Annotated in this window: 19 protein-coding genes; 12 read left to right on the top strand and 7 right to left on the bottom strand. The window is 60.4% G+C overall.

Annotated features, from left to right (window positions below; translation table 11 throughout):
- Positions 1-133 precede the first annotated feature (133 nt).
- The gene (locus P0D80_RS29475) at positions 134-2,386 is read left to right on the top strand and encodes an FAD-dependent oxidoreductase (RefSeq protein WP_408288909.1); all 2,253 of its coding nucleotides are present in this window, start codon (positions 134-136) and stop codon (positions 2,384-2,386) included.
- 46 nt (positions 2,387-2,432) lie between these two features.
- On the opposite strand, the gene phaZ is transcribed toward P0D80_RS29475, so the two are convergent.
- The 3 genes from phaZ to P0D80_RS29460 form a co-directional block, all read right to left on the bottom strand.
- Positions 2,433-3,668 carry a polyhydroxyalkanoate depolymerase gene (gene phaZ, locus P0D80_RS29470; RefSeq protein WP_408288906.1) on the bottom strand — a complete coding sequence of 412 codons (1,236 nt, stop codon included), beginning with the start codon at positions 3,666-3,668 and terminating at the stop codon, positions 2,433-2,435.
- Between the two features lie 348 nt (positions 3,669-4,016).
- Complete coding sequence (locus tag P0D80_RS29465) at positions 4,017-4,412, bottom strand: TraR/DksA family transcriptional regulator (RefSeq protein WP_408288903.1); 396 nt, start codon at positions 4,410-4,412, stop codon at positions 4,017-4,019.
- A gap of 43 nt (positions 4,413-4,455) precedes the next feature.
- Positions 4,456-4,659 carry a dodecin family protein gene (locus P0D80_RS29460; RefSeq protein WP_408288900.1) on the bottom strand — a complete coding sequence of 68 codons (204 nt, stop codon included), beginning with the start codon at positions 4,657-4,659 and terminating at the stop codon, positions 4,456-4,458.
- 379 nt (positions 4,660-5,038) lie between these two features.
- Between P0D80_RS29460 and P0D80_RS29455 the strand changes: the two genes are divergently transcribed.
- From P0D80_RS29455 to P0D80_RS29440, 4 genes are all read left to right on the top strand, one after another.
- Positions 5,039-5,374, top strand: a complete 336-nt coding sequence (locus P0D80_RS29455) for a ChaB family protein (RefSeq protein ID WP_408288897.1) — start codon at positions 5,039-5,041, stop codon at positions 5,372-5,374.
- 98 nt (positions 5,375-5,472) lie between these two features.
- Positions 5,473-5,805, top strand: a complete 333-nt coding sequence (locus P0D80_RS29450) for an Hsp20/alpha crystallin family protein (RefSeq protein ID WP_408288894.1) — start codon at positions 5,473-5,475, stop codon at positions 5,803-5,805.
- A gap of 143 nt (positions 5,806-5,948) precedes the next feature.
- Entirely contained in the window at positions 5,949-6,107 is a 159-nt protein-coding gene (locus P0D80_RS29445; RefSeq protein ID WP_408288891.1) for a hypothetical protein, read from the top strand.
- 79 nt (positions 6,108-6,186) lie between these two features.
- Positions 6,187-7,080, top strand: coding sequence for a CHAD domain-containing protein (locus P0D80_RS29440; RefSeq protein ID WP_408288888.1), 894 nt, complete (start codon positions 6,187-6,189; stop codon positions 7,078-7,080).
- A 12-nt stretch (positions 7,081-7,092) separates the two neighbouring features.
- Here P0D80_RS29440 and P0D80_RS29435 read toward each other — a convergent pair whose 3' ends face one another.
- Genes P0D80_RS29435 through P0D80_RS29425 form a run of 3 tightly spaced genes read right to left on the bottom strand, consistent with a single transcriptional unit; the run spans position 7,093 to position 9,777 of the window.
- Entirely contained in the window at positions 7,093-7,743 is a 651-nt protein-coding gene (locus P0D80_RS29435; protein WP_408289085.1) for a dienelactone hydrolase family protein, read from the bottom strand.
- Positions 7,744-7,780: 37 nt separating this feature from the next.
- On the bottom strand, positions 7,781-9,103 hold the full coding sequence (locus P0D80_RS29430) for an erythromycin esterase family protein (protein ID WP_408288885.1): 1,323 nt from the start codon (positions 9,101-9,103) through the stop codon (positions 7,781-7,783).
- The gene (locus P0D80_RS29425; RefSeq protein ID WP_408288882.1) at positions 9,103-9,777 is read right to left on the bottom strand and encodes a phosphoribosyltransferase; all 675 of its coding nucleotides are present in this window, start codon (positions 9,775-9,777) and stop codon (positions 9,103-9,105) included. Before P0D80_RS29425 ends, P0D80_RS29430 begins: the two co-directional genes overlap by 1 nt.
- A gap of 519 nt (positions 9,778-10,296) precedes the next feature.
- Between P0D80_RS29425 and P0D80_RS29420 the strand changes: the two genes are divergently transcribed.
- Together P0D80_RS29420 and P0D80_RS29415 are read left to right on the top strand one after the other, a co-directional pair.
- The gene (locus tag P0D80_RS29420) at positions 10,297-11,619 is read left to right on the top strand and encodes a class I SAM-dependent methyltransferase (RefSeq protein WP_408289082.1); all 1,323 of its coding nucleotides are present in this window, start codon (positions 10,297-10,299) and stop codon (positions 11,617-11,619) included.
- A 654-nt stretch (positions 11,620-12,273) separates the two neighbouring features.
- Positions 12,274-12,726, top strand: coding sequence for a CBS domain-containing protein (locus tag P0D80_RS29415; protein ID WP_408288879.1), 453 nt, complete (start codon positions 12,274-12,276; stop codon positions 12,724-12,726).
- Positions 12,727-12,747: 21 nt separating this feature from the next.
- Here P0D80_RS29415 and P0D80_RS29410 read toward each other — a convergent pair whose 3' ends face one another.
- Positions 12,748-12,915: a hypothetical protein gene (locus P0D80_RS29410; RefSeq protein ID WP_408288876.1), complete on the bottom strand. Its 168-nt coding sequence runs from the start codon at positions 12,913-12,915 to the stop codon at positions 12,748-12,750.
- 644 nt (positions 12,916-13,559) lie between these two features.
- Here P0D80_RS29410 and P0D80_RS29405 point away from each other — a divergent pair.
- The 5 genes from P0D80_RS29405 to P0D80_RS29385 all read left to right on the top strand — a co-directional run bounded on the left by P0D80_RS29405 (position 13,560) and on the right by P0D80_RS29385 (position 19,867).
- A complete protein-coding gene (locus tag P0D80_RS29405; RefSeq protein ID WP_408288873.1) occupies positions 13,560-13,781 on the top strand; it encodes a hypothetical protein in 222 nt (73 codons plus the stop codon).
- A 422-nt stretch (positions 13,782-14,203) separates the two neighbouring features.
- Entirely contained in the window at positions 14,204-14,923 is a 720-nt protein-coding gene (locus P0D80_RS29400; protein ID WP_408288870.1) for a Bax inhibitor-1/YccA family protein, read from the top strand.
- 8 nt (positions 14,924-14,931) lie between these two features.
- A complete protein-coding gene (locus P0D80_RS29395; RefSeq protein ID WP_408288867.1) occupies positions 14,932-15,282 on the top strand; it encodes a hypothetical protein in 351 nt (116 codons plus the stop codon).
- A gap of 319 nt (positions 15,283-15,601) precedes the next feature.
- A complete protein-coding gene (locus P0D80_RS29390) occupies positions 15,602-18,283 on the top strand; it encodes a cation-translocating P-type ATPase (protein ID WP_408288864.1) in 2,682 nt (893 codons plus the stop codon).
- Between the two features lie 744 nt (positions 18,284-19,027).
- Positions 19,028-19,867 carry a universal stress protein gene (locus tag P0D80_RS29385; protein ID WP_408288860.1) on the top strand — a complete coding sequence of 280 codons (840 nt, stop codon included), beginning with the start codon at positions 19,028-19,030 and terminating at the stop codon, positions 19,865-19,867.
- Positions 19,868-20,066: the final 199 nt, after the last annotated feature.

Below are 20,066 nucleotides of genomic sequence, written 5' to 3'. Positions count from 1 at the left end.
CGCGCTGCCTCAAAGCGTTCTTTGTACCCGCCTTTGAGGGTTCGCCATCGGAGTTGTCAAACGGCTAGCCAGCGCGCAGAACGAGCTTGATGGCCGCAATGAGCAATGCTGAAAGTCACATGGAGTATCCTGGATGACGACCCGCAATATCGACTATCTGCTGCTTGGTGGGGGCGCGACCAGCGCAGCTGCGGCGCGTGCGCTGCGTAGAGAAGACGCGGCGGCCAGCATTGTGATCTTGTGCAGCGAGACGCTCGCGCCTTATCAGCGCCCGCAACTGACAAAAGGGTTCCTCGGCGGCACCCTCGACGCATCGCAGATGGCAATTCATGCGCCGGGGTTCTACGCGGAGCGCCACATCGAGCTTCTCCTCGGCGCGCGCGCCGTCAGCGTCAACCTCGCCGCCCACACGGTGCACTCCTCCGACGCGCGCGCATTCCACTACCGTAAGTTGCTGATCGCCACCGGAGCGTCCGCGCGTGTGCCGGATTTGCCGAACGCGACGCTGCGCGGGGTCCATTGTCTGCATAGCGTCGCCGACGCTGCGGCGATTCGCGAAGCTGCCACAGGTGCCGGGCGCGCCGTGGTACTCGGTGCGAGTTTTGTCGGACTGGAGGTGGCGGCATCTCTTCGGGCGTTAGGGTTGACCGTCACGGTGATCGAGCGTGGGCGGAGGGTTTTGCCGCTGTTAGGCACGCAAATCCTGTCAGACTACTTCATGCGTCGATGCGCTGAGCGGGGCATCGACGTGCTGCTCGATCGGAACATTCGCGAGTTCGTGGGGAGCGCCGCCGTCGAAGCGGTCGTGACCGACCGCGGCGAATCGATGGAATGCGACCTCGTGGTGGTGGCGATCGGAGTCACGCCGAACTGCGAGTTTCTGCGCGGCAGCGGCCTCGTGCTCGAAGACGGTATTGTGGTGGACGAGTTCTTGCGCACGAGTGACCCCGACGTGTTCGCCGCCGGCGATGTAGCGAGCTTTCCGGATCCGGTCTTCGGCGTGCGCCGGCGAATCGAGCATTGGGACAACGCGATCCGGCAGGGACGGCTCGTCGCGCGGAATATGGTGGGCGGCAGTTTTCCGTACCAGGACGTGTCGATGTTCTATGGCGACGTGTTCGATATTTCATACAATTTCCTCGGCCGCGCGGAAGACATCACGCAGACGGTCGAGCGGGGAACGCTTGATTCACACTGCTACTCGCTGCTCTATCTGAAAAACGACGTGCTGCAGGCAATGTTCTCGGTGGGCCGCACCGCGGAAGAAACCGCGGCAGCCGAAGAACTGATCAGGCGGCGGGTCAATCTGCATGCGTCGAAGGCGCGCCTGCACGATGAGGGTTTCCTGCTCGATACGCTTCCGTCGCAGACCGTGCTGATCCTGCAGGGCGGGGGCGCACTCGGCGCGTTCGAATGCGGTGCGGTGCGCGCGCTCGAAGAGCGCGGGGTGCATCCGGATGTGGTGGCGGCGGTGTCGATCGGCGCGTTCAACGGCGCCATCGTGGCGAGCCATCCGGGACATGCGGCGGCGCCCCTTGCCGAGTTCTGGCGCGAACTCTCGATCTCCCTGCCGGCCACGCCTGATCCATGCGTTCATCAGGCGCTGTTGTCATGGTACGTGCTGTGCATGGGCGTGCCCAACTTTTTCCAGCCGCGCTGGTGGAACGCGCTGCCTGGCCGGGACGCACTCATTCCGTGGTGGACCAGTCTCTACGACCCGACGCCGATCACCCGGTTGATCACACGCTACGTGGATTTCGAGGCGCTCGGTAAAAGTCGGGTGCGCCTGTTGCTGAGCGCAGTGGACGTGGCAACCGGGGAGCGGCGCATTTTCGACAGTTACGTCGACCGGCTGACGCCGCAGCATCTGCTCGCCAGTGGAAGTCTGCCGCCCGGTCTGCCCTGGACGACGGTCGACGGCAAGCAGTATTGGGATGGCGGGATTGTGAGCAATTCACCGCTCGATCTCGTGATCGAGCGATGCGGCTCAATCGGCAAGCGCGTATTCGCGGTCGACCTGTTTTCCGGTACGAGGGCGATGCCTGCCAACCTCCTAGAAGTTATGCTAAGGCGGGACGAAATTGTCTACACCGATCGCGTGCGCAACGACCTGCGTTTCGAGGAGTACGCAAACGACTTCAGCGAGCTGGTTCAGGACATTCTGTGGCGTGTAGATCCGCTCGAGGCACGCCGCATCCGCCAGAATCCGCACTACATTCGCTTGATGGGAAACCGCGCGCCGATCCACTTCTCAAGAATCGAGTTGCGCGAGGGAGCCTCAACCTCGTTCGCGCGGGACTACGATTTTTCGGCGGCCACCGTGCAGCAGTTGCAGGAGCGAGGCTATCAGGCAGCGCTCGCGGCGGTGGCGCGTTCGCGACATTGATATCGATCTGCTGCCATATCATTGTCTGCGGAGCGCGTAAGCACGGCTAGCCAGGAGCGCGCCAGAAGGCGGCTAAGGCGGGGTGGATGACCTCCTGCCATCTCGGTCCGGTGAACAGGTCATAGTGGTCGCAATCCGCGACCGTCAACATTTGCCGCCGGGCCGCCGGGACCGCGCTGCAGAGCGTCTGCGCAGCATGGGTTTGACCGGCTCCGGTGATGTCATCGCGAGCGCCCTCAACGGTGCACAACGCCGCATACGAGAGATCCTGCGGCCGGACGGGATTCGTGCCGACCTTCCAGGTTCCGCAGGCAAGCCGGTGTTCCTGAAACGACACGCGGATCGTGTCGACAAAGTAGTCTTCGGCCATGTCGAGTACGGCGGCATACTCGTTGAGCCGCCGCAAATCACGGGCGATCGCTTGCGCATCGCCCGAACACAGGCTCATCCAATAGCGGGATTCGAGTGCCCATTGGCGATGGGGGTGCGCGGCGACGATCGCTGCATGCTGGATGAAGCCGGGATACACGCGGCGTCCGGCGCCGGGGTGGGGGGGCGGGACTGTGTCGATTACCGTGGTGCGAAACCAGTCGAGACTATGGGTTTGAGCAAACCGGTCGACCCGGGTCGGATTGAGACGAGCGTCGATGGGTCCCCCCATCAGCGTCACGCTGCGCGGAGGCGCTTCGCCCGCGCTCGCCGAGAGTGCAGTCGCTGCAAGCGTTGGTCCGGTTGCCTGGCAGACCGCAACGACATGCAGGCCGGTACTGCCCGCAGTGCGCAGAAAGCGCTGGATGGCGAGAACGTAGTCGTCGAGTCCGAATGATCCTGCTGCAACCGGCACGTCGCGTGCGTCGGCCCAGTCGGTGACGTACACGTTGCCGTCCTGCAGCAGCGTTTCAACGGTTTCTCGCAACATGACGGCATGGTGCCCGGCGAGCGGCGCGCAGAGAAATATCTCCGGAGCCACCGGAGCGCGGAGCGTAGTTGTCGACGCGGCAGAGGGCAGTGCGCGCGTGAACTTGCGCAGTGCGCAAAACGGTGTGCTATCGACCACCTGCTCGACGACTGGCACTTCCTCGCCAGCGATCTGAATGGTCGAAATAGCGAAAGGCGGCGGCTCCAGAGGCGGTTGAATCAGACGGTACATCCAGTCCCAACCGGCTGCGGCCACCCGTGAATCTCGCGATTGCGCCGGTGCGCTGCCACTTTGAGCGCGTGTCGCCCACTCACTGAGCATCTGCATCAGGTTGCGTTGTGCTTCCAGCCAAGCGTACCACATGCTGTCTCCTGCTTACCGTTGCTTCGGATGCGTCGGGCGCCGCCGGTGCGCGTTTCTTTGTGCTGCCACGAAAGGTCACGCGCGCTGTTTTGCGAGTTCGGGTTGATCGGGCTCCAGTTCGGTCAACGTGCTCACGACGCTCAGCGGTCGACCGGGAAAGGCGCAACCGCAATGGTTGTCTCGCAAGTCAGGCGCACCTGACGCCGGCTCGGCCGAAAGCACCGTGACCTGCGGGGGACTGCGGGCCTTTGCGGATAGGAAACTTTCGGATCACACCGCATCGTCCCCCGGCCGTTCCAATCATGCGGATCTGGGCCTGCAGAGAGGTGCCTGTCGCCACGCTACAGACTACATTGACGGATGCGATTCCTGTCCATAGGTGCGGTCGTGGATCGTCTGGCAATGCTCGCAACGCTGCGCAGTCGGACAGGCGAGCAGACGCGGGAAGCTGATATCCCGATGACAATCGACGCAGACCCCGTACTTCCCCACGTCGAGGCGAACGCGTGCCTGCGCGACAGCACCGAGTTCACGCACCAGGTGAGCCGTCATCGCCAGATTTTCGTCCATTGCCTGCTGGGCGGAAGCGCGCTCTCCTTCATCACCAACTGGCGTGGCGAGTTCGCTGAACGATTCGTTGCTGCGTTGTGCACCTTCGCGCGCGAGCGCGGTACGCGTTGCCGCTTCCCGCTGGTCCAGCAAATGGCGCAGCCGGGTCGTTTGCTGGCGCGTGAGCGGCTTCATTGCCATCTCCTGTCAGTTGAATTGAGACCAACTAGGCGCGCGGCTATTCGAGCTTGAAAGTCAGCTTGGCGGTAATCCTGTAGTTGACGATCTTGCCATTGTCGACTTCCGCCGACATATCCTTGATATAGAGCGATCGGACGTCGCGCAAAGACTTTTGCGCGACGCTGACTGCTTTTGTCGCTGCATCTTCCCAACTCTTGGGGGATTCGGCGAGAATCTCGATGACCTTGACGACGTCAGACATAGAACCTCCTGGCTAAATTGGCCACAGCACAAAAGCTTCGTTCACGGCGGAATCCATTGACCGTTTTTGCTGCCGTGTCATCCATCATCGACGCGACCATGCGTGAGGTGCTGATCCACATCAAAAGGTCGCGATGTTCGCGCGTAGGGATTGCAACGTTTAGGCTAAATGCATCGGTGTTGGCGAGTTCGAGCTGGGTAGTCTGCGCTGTTCATATCCGACACCACACTATTGACGGCATATCCTTGACAAGAATTGCCCCGACCGTCATGCGCAAGAATAAGGACGGACCTGCAAGGGTCTGATGTCAGCTGTATCAGGAGACGATACTTTCAAGGACCGTCGCGACCGACCATGACATGCAAAGCGGCTTCGGCGCATGCGTGTCTGCGCGGCGCGCAGCTGGTGGCGAGCCTGGCGTGGGAGTGCGCTCGATCGGATATTCGCTGAGCTCGTAGCACCGGCTATGCACGGCTTTGCGTCAGTGCGATCTACTGATATTTGGGGAGGGGCTGTGCCCTATAATTCCAACTCAGATCTACCTGCGCCAGTGCAAGGCCACTTGCCAGCGCATGCGCAGGACATCCCTTCAATCATGCCTATGCGGCGCACTTCGGGGGATTCGCGCCGCGAGGAGGTAGCTCATCGAATCGGCTGGGCTGCGGTGAAGCGCTCGTACATCAAGTTTGGCGAAGCCTGGGTGGTGCGGGAGTGAGCCGTGCGAGCAACCCGCGGCAACCTTGGACCGTCGTGAGCGAGCGCGCAGCATGTCACCAAGGGTTCGGACCGTCGATCTCGTGGACACACGAAACCATGCCAGTGCAGACGGCAGCGCTTTTTTGCACGTCTGGGGCTGCACTTCAGTTGATGCAAATCAATCCATCCCATCCGAGCCCGCTTACCGTTGAGTTTCTTCGGCCACGAAAGATTCTCTCGATCAACGCCACGGTGGAGCGTGACGGGGAGTTGAAGGAAGCTGACTGGGTTATTGGCTGTGAACGCTACTCGGGTGCAGTCAGTCGGACGTTCTCGCTTGCGAGCGACGTGAACGAAAACCACAGCCGCAGCACAGTATTAGGATGGAGTGCTATCGCTGACGTTGCCGGAATAACACCTTCGGCGCAGAAGCGTTTGCTGATCAACTGAAAGGCGGGTGGCGCAAGGGTTCAGAGCATTTGCGTCACCAGGCCTCTCCGGCATCAAGCAGGCCCCCGGTTCGGCACGCCCATGGGTTTGCGCGCGAATGCAGAGCTTGTAACCCCTGGCGGCAGGAAACACGGGAGGTACTCATGGAAAAGATGATGATTGACGCTGCCGTAGGCTTGTTTGTACTGGCAGCAGGCGTCGATTTCGTGGTCGCGTACGTTAGACGCGAGCGTCTCCGGGAACGCATGGTCAGCACTATGCACGGGCATCGCCTGCACGAGTTCACACGTCCGGGAAAGTAGGCGCAAGGGTGTGCGACCAATTCGATAGCCTAACCATGCTGGTTAGCCGCCAGCCATTTCTTATCATTCGATGCCGACCATGGAACAGAGACCTGCCTGCAATGTGGATTCGAAGACGGACCCCGGCACTGCGGATATCCGTTCCGTAACCGCAGCAATGCCCGCAGCCGACGCTTTCTTGTGTCTTGCTTCGTCGATCATTGAGGAGATAGGGCTGTATGTGCAGTCGCTCGATTCAGCAGCGGATCCCGAAACCCTGCACAAGCTTCGCGTTTCACTGCGCCGACTGCGCTCGCTCTGGTGGGCCTACCAGCCACTGCTGGCAAGGAAAAATGCCATGCGTCAGCGAGCGTTGTTCAAATCGCTGGCGGACATGGCGGGTAGGACGCGCAACTGGGATGTGCTACACGATCTCCTTGAAACGAGCAGGCACGCATCCCTGGAGTTGACATCGCTTTTGCATTCAGTTCGCCAATGCCGTGCTGACGCGTTATCCGACAGCCTGCGGGAAATCAGATGCGCCGGGGTCGTGAACACGCTCGGGCAATCGTTGTCGGGCGCCAGCGAGCAATTGGCCCGGCGAGATGCCGGCCGGCAATTTGGGGATTTTGCCGGGCTACGTGTTGCCGTGGCCAGAAAACGGCTTAGGAAGAAGGTGCGATGGTCGCTGCGACATCGCCATGCTGATTATGCAGGGCTGCATGCGGTGCGTATCGCGGGCAAGAAATTGCGCTACCTGACCGAGTTGTTTGCGCCTGCTCTGGAAGTCCGGGACAAAGGTGTGATCAAACGGTTGATCCGGATGCAGGATGAGCTTGGCCGGCTCAATGACCTCGCAGTGAGCCAGTCACTGCTTCGGCAGCATGCTGAACAACTCGCCAACAGCGAAGAAGTCGAGAAGGTGATTCGCTGGCTGCGAACGCGTAAGAGGCATGCCATGCGTGCAGTCATGAGGATGCTTTGGAAAGAGTGATTTATTTCCAGCCTAGGCTTGAGGTATATAGTTCGAGAACCAGGCCGCCGCGAGCCGTGCGACCTCCTCGAGCGTGCCCGGCTCTTCAAACAGGTGTGTGGCGCGAGGCACGAGGACCATCCGATGTTCGCACGCGAGCCGGCGCGCAGCCGTCTCGTTCAGTTCGATTACCTCTGTATCCAGCGCCCCGACGAGTAGCAACGTGGGCGCCCGTACGCGCGGGAGCGCATCGTCGGCCAGGTCTGGGCGGCCACCACGCGACACGACGGCCCGCACCCGTGCCGGGCGCGCTGCTGCTGCAATCAGCGCTGCGCCTGCGCCGGTGCTGGCGCCGAACAGGCCGACGTCGAACGTAGCGGTAGCCGGAAGCGCCGCGAGCCAGTCGATCGCATCAATCAGGCGTCGCGCGAGCAGGGGGATGTTGAATCGGTAGAGGCCCGTTTCCACATCCTGGCTATTTTCCTCCGCTGTCAGCAGGTCGAACAGCAGGGTCGCCAGCCCTGCCTGCTGAAGTACCGCGGCAACGTCCTGATTGCGACGACTGAAGCGGGTGCTACCGCTGCCATGTGCGAACGCGATCACGCCGTGCGATTCAGCGGGGATGGCGAGAATGCCTTCCAGCAGTACATTGCCAGACGGTATCGATACATCCTTCATCTGAATTTCGTGCATCGGGCACCTCCACCACGCATCGTTGCGATTACGCTGCCTGTTGAGGTTCCTCGCGTCGGTGCCAGTGAGGCGGCGCATCGAGGGGCTCCAGGGCATTCGTCTCATCCAGATGAAATAGCGCATCGAACTGGTTTGAAAGGGACGTCCAGAAATAGTGGCTTTCGCGTTCAGTCTGGGGCAGGTAGATCACGCCGATCGCCCGTTCGAGCATGGCTTCACGAAGCGGCGCCGCTGCAACCCCTTTGAGCGGCAGGAAGAACCGGTCCAGCCCGGTGCTGTGAAACAGGTATTCATAGGTGTCGCGCAATGCCGGCCGCACCCACTTGTGCTCGACGTCGCCATCCCATTGGGACGCGGCCGACACATATCCGGTGTAGGTAGTGAAGCCGATCAACAGGGCCTTTGCGCCGACTGCTTCACGCACCAACTGACCAAGGTTCCATTCGCCGCGCAGATGTGATTCGGTCGCGCGTGCATCTCCCAGGTGCGAATTGTGCGCCCAGACGACGACGCGTCCTTGTCCACCGCGTCGCACCCGGTAGCGGCCGAGAGCGGATAACGTGCGGTGCATGTGTGCGTCACGCAGATTCCAGGTATTCAGGCGCCGCCCGAACATCGACCGGTAGTAGTTTTCCGCGTCGACGACGACTTCGGCGTTCTGTTGTGCAAAAAACTGGGCATCGAGTGCCGCAAGGCCATCCTGCGAGAGATGGAGGAGCGCGTCGGCGCGCAGTTGCAGCAACTGGGCGACTACGCCTTCGCGTGCATCGGGCCGGGCGCCGACCGCGGCGGCATACCCATAGGCCTGGGGTTCGCGCACGTGATCGAGCGCCGCGTACCGGTTGCGTGCCATCGTCGCCTGCTGGGGATCGACCTGCTCGAGATAGCGGATCACCGCATCGGCTGACTGGTACATGCTGTACAGATCCAGCCCATAAACGCCAACCCGTTCTTCGGGCGACAGCGAGGCGTTGTAGTCACGCAACCAGATGATGAAGTCGCGCATTTCACGATTGCGCCACATCCAGGTAGGGAAGCGCTCGAAATCCCTTAGGGCGGCATTGGCATCGGCATCGGCATCGCCTTCGCCTTGCACGAAACGGTTCACGCGCCACGTGTCGGGCCAATCGCCTTCGATCGCGACCGCGTCGAAGCCGCCCTCGGCGATCAGGCGCCGCGTAATCTGTGCCCGCATTCTGTAAAAGTCCTGCGTGCCGTGCGATGCTTCACCGAGTAACACGAACTGGCGATCGCGCGCCATCTCCAGCAATGCGTCATAGTCACTGTCGTTGTCATTGAGTCGTTGCGCGAGCTCGCGCACGGCGAGAAAGGGCGTGGCGGCGGGGTGCATTACAGGATGTCCTGATGTGAGCGAGCGAGGAGCGCGCGCACTTCGGCGTCGCTCGTCTGCCCGAAGTCCCGGTAGAACCGGCCGACGCCACCAAACTGACGCGCGCTGTGCGTGCAGACGAACTCATCGGCGAGGCCGCGCAGTCGTTCTGCTGTGTCTTCGGGCGCGACCGGCACGGCAACGACGATTCGGGCCGCCCTGCCGGTACGCAACGCGTCGATGGCGACGCGCATGGACGAGCCGGTGGCGATGCCATCGTCGACAATGATGACCGTCCGCCCCTCGATATTCAGCGGCGGACGCTGTCCGCGATATAACGCCTCACGCCGTGCCAGTTCGCGGCGTTCATCGTTCACTACGGCGACCATTTCTGGCTGGGTGACGTCTGCCATCCGGATCGTCTGCTCGTCAAGATAGAGCGCACCGCCGGACGCGATGGCGCCCATTGCCAGTTCCGGATAGTGCGGCACGCCCAGCTTGCGCACGACCAGCACGTCGAGTTCGACGCCCAGCGTTTGCGCGACCTCATAGCCGACCGGTACGCCGCCACGCGGCAGCGCCAGCACGATCACATCGCTGCGTCCCGCATATCCGTCTAGTTGTCGCGCAAGCATGCGTCCTGCCTCCGCGCGATCGCTGAATCGTGGTTCGTTATCCATCCAGTATGAATTCATGAGATCACCGCTTCGACTGTCAACGCACATGCTCCGAGAGGATAATTCGCCATGTCTCCTCTCCCTCTGGGTGCGCGGTCGGATGCGAAGTTCGATGTGGCGGGCGAGAGCGCGATTCCCGTTACGAGAATTGTGGGCGGCTTGCCGGGCGAATATTTGAGGTTGATCAAGAAAACGGCGGAAGGTAGATGCGAGTCGGGGCTGATTGCGACAAGCCTCGATCTCGACCCCGGCAAGCGATACTTCGAAATTGGATCCCGATGATGCGGCTCGGCCGGCGGTGACAGCCACGCGACGCGTGCTTTGATTGATCGGTGTCAATCAATACGCGCCGTAGCCGCGCACGCTGAGCAGGCAGCTGTTCTTTTTGGATAGATGTGGCAATTCTGCCTTGGGAGTCGATGTTGAGCCGTCCGGGCAACGGGAATGCTCATGTCGTTCGACATGGTGTTCCTGGCAATATGCCGTGTCTGCGATCTGCGTCTATTGGTCGTCGAAAACTACCCTCGGGTCCATCTCATGCCTTTCCTTAGCCATCTGCGTCGATTAGCCGAGAAGCGGCTCACCGGGTTGCCGCTGCCTTGCTCACTCCAACTCGCCGGAGGCCGGAGCATTGGCGCTACGCAAGCCCGTGTCGCATTTATTGTGCGCGATATGCGTGCGCTCATGCATCTGGCGCAAGGGGCGATCGGGCGGCTCGCAGAAGATTATGTGGAAGGGCGAGTCGAAATCGAAGGCGAAATGCGCGACCTTGTGTTGGTCGCGCCGGCTCTGCTCGGAGTCGACCCGACCCAGCAAGCTAGACACGGGTTATCTCGCCTTGTCCGGCACGCTCAACGTGCCATCTGGGAGCGCACACACCATAGCCGGGCTAAGGATGCGAGACAGATTCAGCGCCACTACGACGTTTCTGACGAGTTCTTCGCCCTCTGGCTTGATCCGAAACGCGTATACTCGTGCGCCTATTTTTCCGAACCGGCTATGAGCCTGCGTGAGGCGCAGGACGCCAAGCTCGACATGATCTGCAGGAAGCTCATGCTCCGGCCGGGGCAGCGCTTCATCGACATCGGCGCCGGATGGGGTGGGCTGCTGCTATGGGCTGCCGAGCATTATGGGGTTGATGCCACGGGTATTACGCTCTCCAGGAACCAGCACGCCTACGTCACGACCCTCATCAGGCGGAAAGGTTTGCAGGGTCGCGTGCGCATGCTGCTGCAGGACTATCGCGACATCGATGAATCCCTGCCCTTTGATCGGGTGGCCTCGGTAGGCATGTGTGAACACGTTGGCCGACCCAACCTCCCTGACTACTTCGCCAAGATTCACCGTCTGCTCAAGCCCGGTGGCCTCGTAATGAACCACGGCATTACGGCTGGCGACACCGGCACTCCCCAGTTCGATGGCGGTATGAGCGACTTCATTGAAAAATACATTTTCCCCGGGGGCCAGCTCGTACATGTGAGCGTGATGCTGAACGCTATCACCCGAGGCAAGCTCGAGCCGCTGGACGCCGAATGTCTGCGCCCGCACTATGCCCAGACATTGTGGCACTGGGCCGACGCGCTCGAAGCGCATCTCGACGAAGCCCGGGAGATACTGGGTGAGGACGCGGACAGGACTATCCGTGCCTACCGACTATACCTCGCCGGCTCGGCCATGGGGTTCGAGCACGGCTGGACATCGCTGTTCCAGATTCTTGCGTCGCGCCCCGACGGCGTTGTCGGGCACGACGGGCCTATTATGGGCCGCCTGGGTGCCACGCAAAGCGAGTATCCCTTCAATCGGGCATATGTTTATACGCAAGATGGTAAGCATGTACTCGCGTCGAGTACATTGGAATAATCGCGCGGCGGCGGATTTCCGCGTCATGAATAGCTCTTTGCGGAGGAATGTGCCGCTGCATCGCAACTGGCTTCAGGATGGGGGCGTATCCGGTGGTCGGCATGTTCCTATCAAGTCCGGTGAACTTCCCAGAATACAGATCATGGAGTAGATCAGCGTCCGCCGACAGATCACCGCAGCGTTTGAACGGTGAGCATGGAACATTGTCGCAGAGATCGCTGCTACGGCACGATGCCGCCGTCATGCCCTGCAGCAGCTTTCGCAGGGCGCCACGCATCCGCTTGATCTGGATTGTGAATAGGGGACATCTCGTGCTTGTGCGAACGCTACGATAGCAACGTACCGCGGGGCTTCACCAAGCCGACCGCGAACTCATTCGAGACGTATTTCTGCGAGTTCGTGGGCGACCGTGGTCTCGCACACGAAGACAGGGTTGTTGTCGATTAGTTCTGTGCACTGGCGCCCCGACGTTTTAGCGGCTGGCGACGTGGCAAGCTGTCTCGGCCCGGCATTCGGCATGCGCTGGCTCATCGAGCAATGGGACAACGTCATGATTGACTGTAGTCAATGGTCGGTTCGCTTCTTCGGCTAGTCTGAGTGTGTTGATTGCGTCCCGGTTTGAAAAGTGATTTTCTTCGAAGGAGGATACGGGATATGAATGCGGGTGATATCTGTACAAGAGATGTTGTCACGTGTGGGCCAGACACTACCCTACTGGATGCGTGCCGGATCATGCGTGATCGTCATGTAGGCGACTTCGTAGCAGTGGAGGAGAGCGAGGATGGAAAGCTTCATCCTCGCGGCGTGCTAACCGATCGGGATATCGTACTCGCGGTTCTCGCTAGGGAAATCGATGCGTTTGGGCTGTTCGTCGGTGATGTCATGTCCTCGCCGCCCATCGTCGCATACGACTCGGAAGATGTGTGGCAAGTCGTGAAGCGAATGCGTTTGCATGCCATACGACGCATGCCTGTCCTCAGCAATGCGGGCGAGCTGGTGGGGCTGCTTTCGTTCGACGATCTGCTCGATGCGACGTGCGCATTATTGTCCGAGCTGTCGCTTGTTACAGGGAGACAGCCGCATTTCGAGCAGAAATATCGCGCGTGACCGTTTGTGCTGGGCTGGCGCTCACGTTGCAAACTGGAGGACTGCGTTGCCCATCAGGATTGCGAGCGAGCACACGATTCCCAACGCGAGATTCGACAGGCGAAGTGGAAAGTCTTTGCGATTGCGCAGCCAGACGACAAAGAGAAATGCAATCCCGACGACGACCTGCACCCCGAATATCCGGAACATAGTTGCATACTCGAACCCTGTCTGCTTGAGCTGGGAGAAGTCCAGTCCACGCTGGGATATTGATTGAATTGAGGTCCACATTGAAGGACATGTTCGACGTCTGGTTTCGTATCGAAGGGCCCATCAAGCCCCCGGCGTAGCAGCGCTGGGAGCTTATCAAGATGCGAGGCGGACCATTTTCCGGTCGTTGGGCCTGTCTTGTCGCGGAGAACGCCGACCAGGCGGCTATCGATGTGATTCTCGGACCCGCTGAGCAGGCGCAGACTTCCGGACACTCTTTGCCTCTTATGGTCTCTGGTCGCTCGGCCGCACCCGTCGCGCCAGGGGAAGTGGCGATCTCAAACCACGTCGCCTGAGGCGAACTTGCGCGACTCCGGTGATTTGACCTGCATCAATGCCCAGATCTCCTTGAAGACTAGGGTTTTAGTGTCCTCCATTCTCGAAGGACTCGAAACGGGAGTTGGTATGAAGACAGACCTGCCGTCGTATTCTGCCCACGGATGGCTGTGTCAGGCGTATCCATTTGCGTGCGCCTTCGGAGAAAACGAATGTGCAAGTCCCGTTTTACTCCAGTCGGGCTTTCTGTCGCTGCCCTCCCACATAGCATCTAATCATCCTAATGAACCACCGTTCGGGAGTCGTCGATGCAGTTCGAATACAGCGCGTTTCACATCGATTGCCGCATAGGTCGCGCCAGCGACGGGCATTATGTCGCGAGGGCGAGAATCACTCGCGGGGCCGGGAGTGAGGAAAATCGCGTCGAAACGCACGATCCGGGCGACATCGATTCCTTTGTCGATGAAGCGGATGCAATCTCATGCGCAAAGGCATGGGCTGTCGAATGGTGCGACGAAAACCAGGAGTGAGCCGCGCAGGTGGTTCCGTGCACATAGCATTGGAGACTGACATGGCTAAGGGACAAGAGCAGCTTGACGAACACATGAGAGCACCGCGTCGCGACGCCCCATGCCCTCATTTGTATATATCGCAATGCGACATATAGAGAAAGTCCGGCGTGGCGGCTCGGATCGATCCCGAGCGGGCCCACGATTACGCGCCTCCCTCCTTCTGATCTGCCCGCCATCAGGAAATCGTCGACCTTTCCCGAACGCGGGCGTTGTCCTGAATCAAGGTAGTCGGATACAGCGAATGTCAATCGAAGCGGCTTGTCGCCCGGGATGAACTTGATGTGCATCAAGGTACCCGGTGGCCCGAGGTGCGAGATTGGCCGTACGAACGGCAGTGCCGATGGGTGGCTGCCAGTGCTGCGATCTCAGGAGAATTGGCCATGGGAAACTACCTTCCCAAGGGGGCTCGAGCAGAAGGACCACAGCGCGTATTGGAAGGCGGCGAAATTGGCCTTCGGCAGTATATGCTGCGCGTCTATAACTACATGGCAGGGGGCTTGGCGCTCACGGGCGTCATTGCCTACATCGGAGCGATGAGTGGCTTTTATGCGTCGGTAGCTGGAACGCCCCTCTTCTGGGTTGTGTTGCTCGCACCGCTGGGGCTGGTCATGTTCCTGAGTTTCCGCATCGAGGGCATTAGCCTTGGCGCAGCACAGATCAGTTTCTGGCTCTATGCCATGCTAGTCGGACTGTCCCTTTCCGGCATCTTCCTTGTGTATACGGGCGAGAGCATCGCGCGTGTGTTCTTCATAAGCGCGGCCACCTACGGCGCAATGAGCATCTACGGTTATTGGACGCGGGCCGACCTCTCACGCTTCGGCTCCTTTCTGTTCATGGGGCTTATCGGTATCGTTATCGCTGGGCTTGTGAATCTCTTCATGACTTCCACGGCACTGCAGTTCGTCGTTTCCGTGATCGGCGTGCTCGTGTTCACAGGCCTCACCGCATACGACACGCAACGAATCAGGGACATCTATATAGCGGGTGAAGACGACGAGATCGCCGGCAAGAAGGCGATCATGGGCGCGCTTGCCCTCTATCTCGACTTTCTCAACCTCTTCCTGATACTGATGCGACTCTTCGGCAACCGCCACCGCTAGCCGAACGGTTGACTATCTTCAAACAGCGGCGGCTGCTGACGAATGCGACGAGCTTTTTCTGCGAACGAGACAGGCGCCTCTTCCTTGTGACGATCCGCCACGTGATGTTTGACGAACCTGGCAAACACTTTCCTGACCGAATCGAGATCCAATTGCGCACCGATCCCGGAAATATGACCAGGTTCATTGGGTTCTCGATCCCGCTATCCTGCGATCGAAAGACCATCTGGCGACAGGGCCGGGACACTGGCGGAGAGATCGATGTGGCAGTCGCTGAGATCGAGCGCTCTGCGCTGTCCATGACGGCGGTCTACCGCGCCTTCGCCAGCGCGCCTGCACGGCTCGCTCGATCGGGTTGAAATCGGCTCCTCGCTGCTGGTACTCGACTTCGAGGACACGCTGCGTCACATGCCTGTCATGCGCCATGCGGTGGTCGCTTCTTCGTTTGGCCTTCGCTTCCAGTGCAACGGCTACTTTCTGACTGACGCGCGCATTTCAGTGCACCCTGACCCAGGGCGACCTGCCGTGGATACTATTGGGTATCCACTCGGCGCGGCTCGATGTGGGTACGCGCGATCTGAAGCTGGACGATGCGCTCGGACTGAACTGCGCCTGGCATTGCTGACATACTGCTGACACTTACCGAAGGCTAACCTGGCGCGGTTTCGGGGGATTTCATTGAGAATCGATCAGCTCTCCCCATCGGACGCAGCCTCGAGCCTCGGCAGCGATCCTTCCGGCCTGACGGACGCGGAAGCCGACCGCAGGCGTGGCGAATTCGGCCGCAACGTTGTGCAGGAGGTTGCTCATGAGCCGATCCTGCTTCGATTGCTCAAGGAATTCATCGGTTTCTTTTCAGTCATCCTGTGGATCGCCGCAGCACTGGCGTTCTTCGCGGAATGGAGCGTCCCCGGCCAGGGCATGGCGAAAATCGGCTATGCCATCGTCATCGTCATCCTGGTCAGCGGCGTGTTCTCGTTCTGGCAGGAGTTTCGAGTCGAACAATCTCTTGCAGCCCTGCGCAAATTGCTGCCGCAGCAAATCAGCGTATTACGGGAAGGCAAGGTCAGTCGCCTGCTTGCGGAGGAGTTGGTGCCGGGCGATATCGTCGTGTTCGCACAGGGCGACAATATTCCGGCGGATTGCCGGCTGATCGAGGCCTTCGATGTGCGCGTCGACAACGCCGCCATTACCGGTGAATCGCTGCCGCAAGCACGTAACGCCGGCCCCTCCGATGCCACCGAGCTGATTCAAAGCAAAAACATCCTGCTCGCCGGCACCGCCATGGTCTCCGGCCAGGCCAGGGCGGTAGTCTTTGCAACCGGTATGCACACCGAATTCGGCAAAATTGCGCATCTCGTTCAGACAGCGGGCGACGAAGTCTCTCCGCTGCGCAGGGAGATCGCGCGCTTGAGTCGTCTGACCGCATACCTCGCTGTGTTGCTCGGGCTGCTGTTCTTCGCGGTTGGATGGGCGGTCGGCATCTCCTTCTGGCAGGCATTCATCTTTGCTATCGGCATCATCGTCGCGATGGTACCTGAAGGGCTTCTGCCTACATTGACCCTGGCGCTGGTGCTGGCCACTCAACGCATGGCAAAGCGCAAGGTTCTCATCCGTTATCTGCCTTCGGTGGAGGCGCTGGGATCCACCACAGTGATTTGCACTGACAAGACCGGTACCCTCACCCAGAACCACATGGTAGTGACGCAGCTATTTCTTGGTGCGACCGTCATTTCGACGGCTGACATTCAGCAAAGACAGGATCTCGCCCGCCTGTATCGGCCGTTTTTTATGGTCGGCCGAATGTGCCACGATCTGAACGAGACGGAGACTGCCGGGAAGCGGCGGCTGGTCGGCGATCCGATGGAAGTCGCGCTGGTTGAGATGGCACTGCAATATGTTCAGGGCGACCCCATCGGCCGTCGCCTCGACGAGCTCCCGTTCGACGCTGATCGCAAACGGCTTTCCACCGTGCAGCAGACACCTGAAGGCATCGTCCTCTACTGCAAGGGCGCCCTCGAGGCGGTGCTTCCGCTGTGCGGGCAAATGCTCTTCGACGGCAAGACCCAGCCGCTCGATGCATCGCTGCGAGCAAGCTTCCTTAAGGCGCAGGACGCGATGGCGGGGCAGGGCCTCCGGGTGCTGGCGTTTACGTTCAGGCAGCTTGCCGGTGGCTATGACCGCGAGCGCCTGGAGGAAGATCTGGTACTTGCCGGACTGGTCGGACTCGAAGACCCGCCTAGGCCGGAAGTACCGGAAGCTGTTCGCAAGAGCCATGAAGCCGGCATCCGGGTGATTATGATCACGGGCGACCACCCACGGACGGCGGAAGCAATCGCCCGCCAGGTCGGGCTAACGCGGTCTGACCATCCGGTGGTGATTACCGGCGAGCAACTCCGTCTGCTTACACCCATCCAGCTTCAGCTTGCCCTGGACGCGGAAGAAATCATCTTCGCACGCGTCGCCGCCGACCAGAAGATGCGGATTGTGGAAGCCTTGAAAAACAAGGAACACATCGTCGCCGTCACCGGCGACGGCATCAACGATGCCCCGGCGCTCAAAGCTGCTCACATTGGCATCGCGATGGGCATCATGGGCACGGATGTCGCCAAGGCGGCGGCCGATATGGTGCTGCTGGACGACAACTTCGCCAGCATCGTCAATGCGGTTGAGGAGGGACGTGCGGTCTTCGAGAACATCCGCAAATTTCTGACCTACGTGCTGGTGCACAACGTTGCCGAGTTGATTCCCTATCTGGTCTTCGTCTTGTTCCCGATTCCCTTGGCGCTGACACCGATTCAGGCGCTCTCGGTCGACATGGGGACGGACACGCTCACCGCCCTGGGCCTTGGTGTGGAGAAGCCGGCGCCCGTGGTCATGCGCCGTCCTCCCCGCCCGCAAACCGAAAGGCTGATGAACTGGCCTCTGGCGTTGCGAGCCTATCTCTTTCTGGGCCTGATCGAGGCGGCCATTGCCATGGCGGCATTTTTCTTTGTACTCAATGGCGGTGGCTGGAAATACGGCCAAAGTCTCTCGCTCCGCGATCCCCTCTACCGGCAAGCCACCACGGCCTGCCTGAGCGCAATCATCGTGATGCAGGTCGTTAATGTGTTTCTGTGCAGAAGCTCCACCCGATCGTCACGGTCGACAGGTTTGGGGGGCAACCCGCTGCTTATAGTTGGCGTGATCACGGAAATTGCCATGTTGATCCTGATCAACTATGCTCCGTGGGGCAATGCTCTTCTCGGAACGACAGGAATCGGAATCACTACCTGGTTCTTCATCATCCCGTTCGGGGCCGTGATGCTGGGTCTCGAAGAGTTGCGCAAGTGGGCTGTGCGGAAGAAGTCGCGTGATTAGTGATTCGCCTGCGAGCAGGTCTGCGCACGATTCGCGGCACCGCGACGCCCCCGTTGATGAGGGGCTCCAGAATAAGGCTTTCATCGGGCTGATCGGCGAGTACTGGATACCCAGTACGGCGAGCACGCTGAAGGCGATGATGGCATAGAATCCGCGCGTATCGCTCACCTTGCGTTCGAGGCGTCGCAAACGCGAGCCGACAGCGAACGGAAGGTCGCTTGGTACATGCCCGTAAATAAAGTAATCTTTTCTATCGGTTGGCGACAGGCAGCCTAACTTCGCATACCGGAATTTTTCATCCTGCTGGGCCTGCCGACGATTGCCAGGAGACTGCAATGCCTAAGAAAATGCCTACTGCAGACGAAATCCGCGAGGAGGTGCGGCAGCGGATATTTCGGGATCGACCGGTGGGCGTAGACAGGGCTGACATATCTATTCCCCTGCCGAAAGCTTATCCGGTGGATGCAGAAACTGGGATATGAAGGAGACAGGCCATGTTGGCTATGACGCCGTGAACGTCTGGAAAATCCGTGGCGACAGTCGGATTCACTCTGGCGAACGAGGTATGCAAGCGTTGACCTGCATCAAGCGGGCGACCGTCGCGCGCAATGGCGCGCTCTCACGTCGTGCAGACGAGGTCCAGGTTACAGCGTGCTTGATTTGAGTCGAGCCCGACACTGGCGCGGCTCAGAGACTTGAGATCACGCGTTGGTGCGCCTTCACACCTTTTCCGGAGCTGTCAGGATGAGCTACAAAAGCATCGTCGTTCACCTCGACACGAGCGAACGCGCTCATCCACGGCTCGAACTTGCACTGCGGGTGGCGAAGCAGTTCCACGCGCACCTCACAGGCGTGTTTGCGCTATTTACGCCGGAACCGCGGTCGTTCTGTCTGATAGCCGGCACGGCGGAGTATAACCGGGACCAGGAGAACTTGCGCGCTGAGCGCCGCGCCGTCCTTGAGCAGCTGTTCCACGCCGAGTTGGGCCGGGCGCAAGTTGCCGGCGACTGGATCGCCACCGACGAATACGCGAACATCGCTGTGCCGCGTCGTGCCCGTTGCGCCGACCTGATCATCGCGGGTCAGGACGATCCGAACGATCCCGAATCCTACATCGGCGATCATTTTCCGCAAAATCTCGTGATGTCCATGGGACGGCCGGTGTTGATGGTGCCCTACGTCGGTGCCTATCCTTCGCTCGGCAGTCACGTGATGGCCGCATGGGACGGCAGCCGCGAAGCTACGCGAGCCGTCCACGATGCGCTGCCGTTCATGCGGCTTGCAAAGAAGACGACTGTCGTCACAGTGAACGGCGAAAAGAGCGAAGCGCCCGGCGGCCGCGTTCCCGGCTCAGACATCGCCACCGTCATTGCGCGGCACGGCGCGAACGTTGAGGTCGCCGATATTGAAGTGGCGATCGGCGCGTCGATCGGCGATGCACTGCTGTCGCAGCTCACCAATATCGGCGCCGACATGCTTGTGATGGGAGCCTACGGGCACGCGCGCTGGCAGGAACTGGTGATGGGCGGTGCGACGCGCGCGATACTGAAGTCGATGACTGTGCCTGTGCTGATGTCACATTAATTCCCGTCAGGGTGGTGAGTACCATCCTGGGTGTGGCGACCTCGCGCCGACACGCCCCCGAACGCCGCCACAGAAGCCAGCGAGGAAAGCGGCTTTTGCACCCCTGCGTGCCGGACGCATGACGGCCCTGCAAGCTGCACCTGCGTCGCGTTGGTTTGCATCAACGCCCGACACCAGGCGGCCCGTAGACTGAAATCAA

Origin of the sequence: Paraburkholderia sp. RL17-373-BIF-A (assembly GCF_046030175.1) — a bacterium.
Taxonomy (GTDB): domain Bacteria; phylum Pseudomonadota; class Gammaproteobacteria; order Burkholderiales; family Burkholderiaceae; genus Paraburkholderia.
This window is presented reverse-complemented; position numbering and strand designations above follow the sequence as displayed.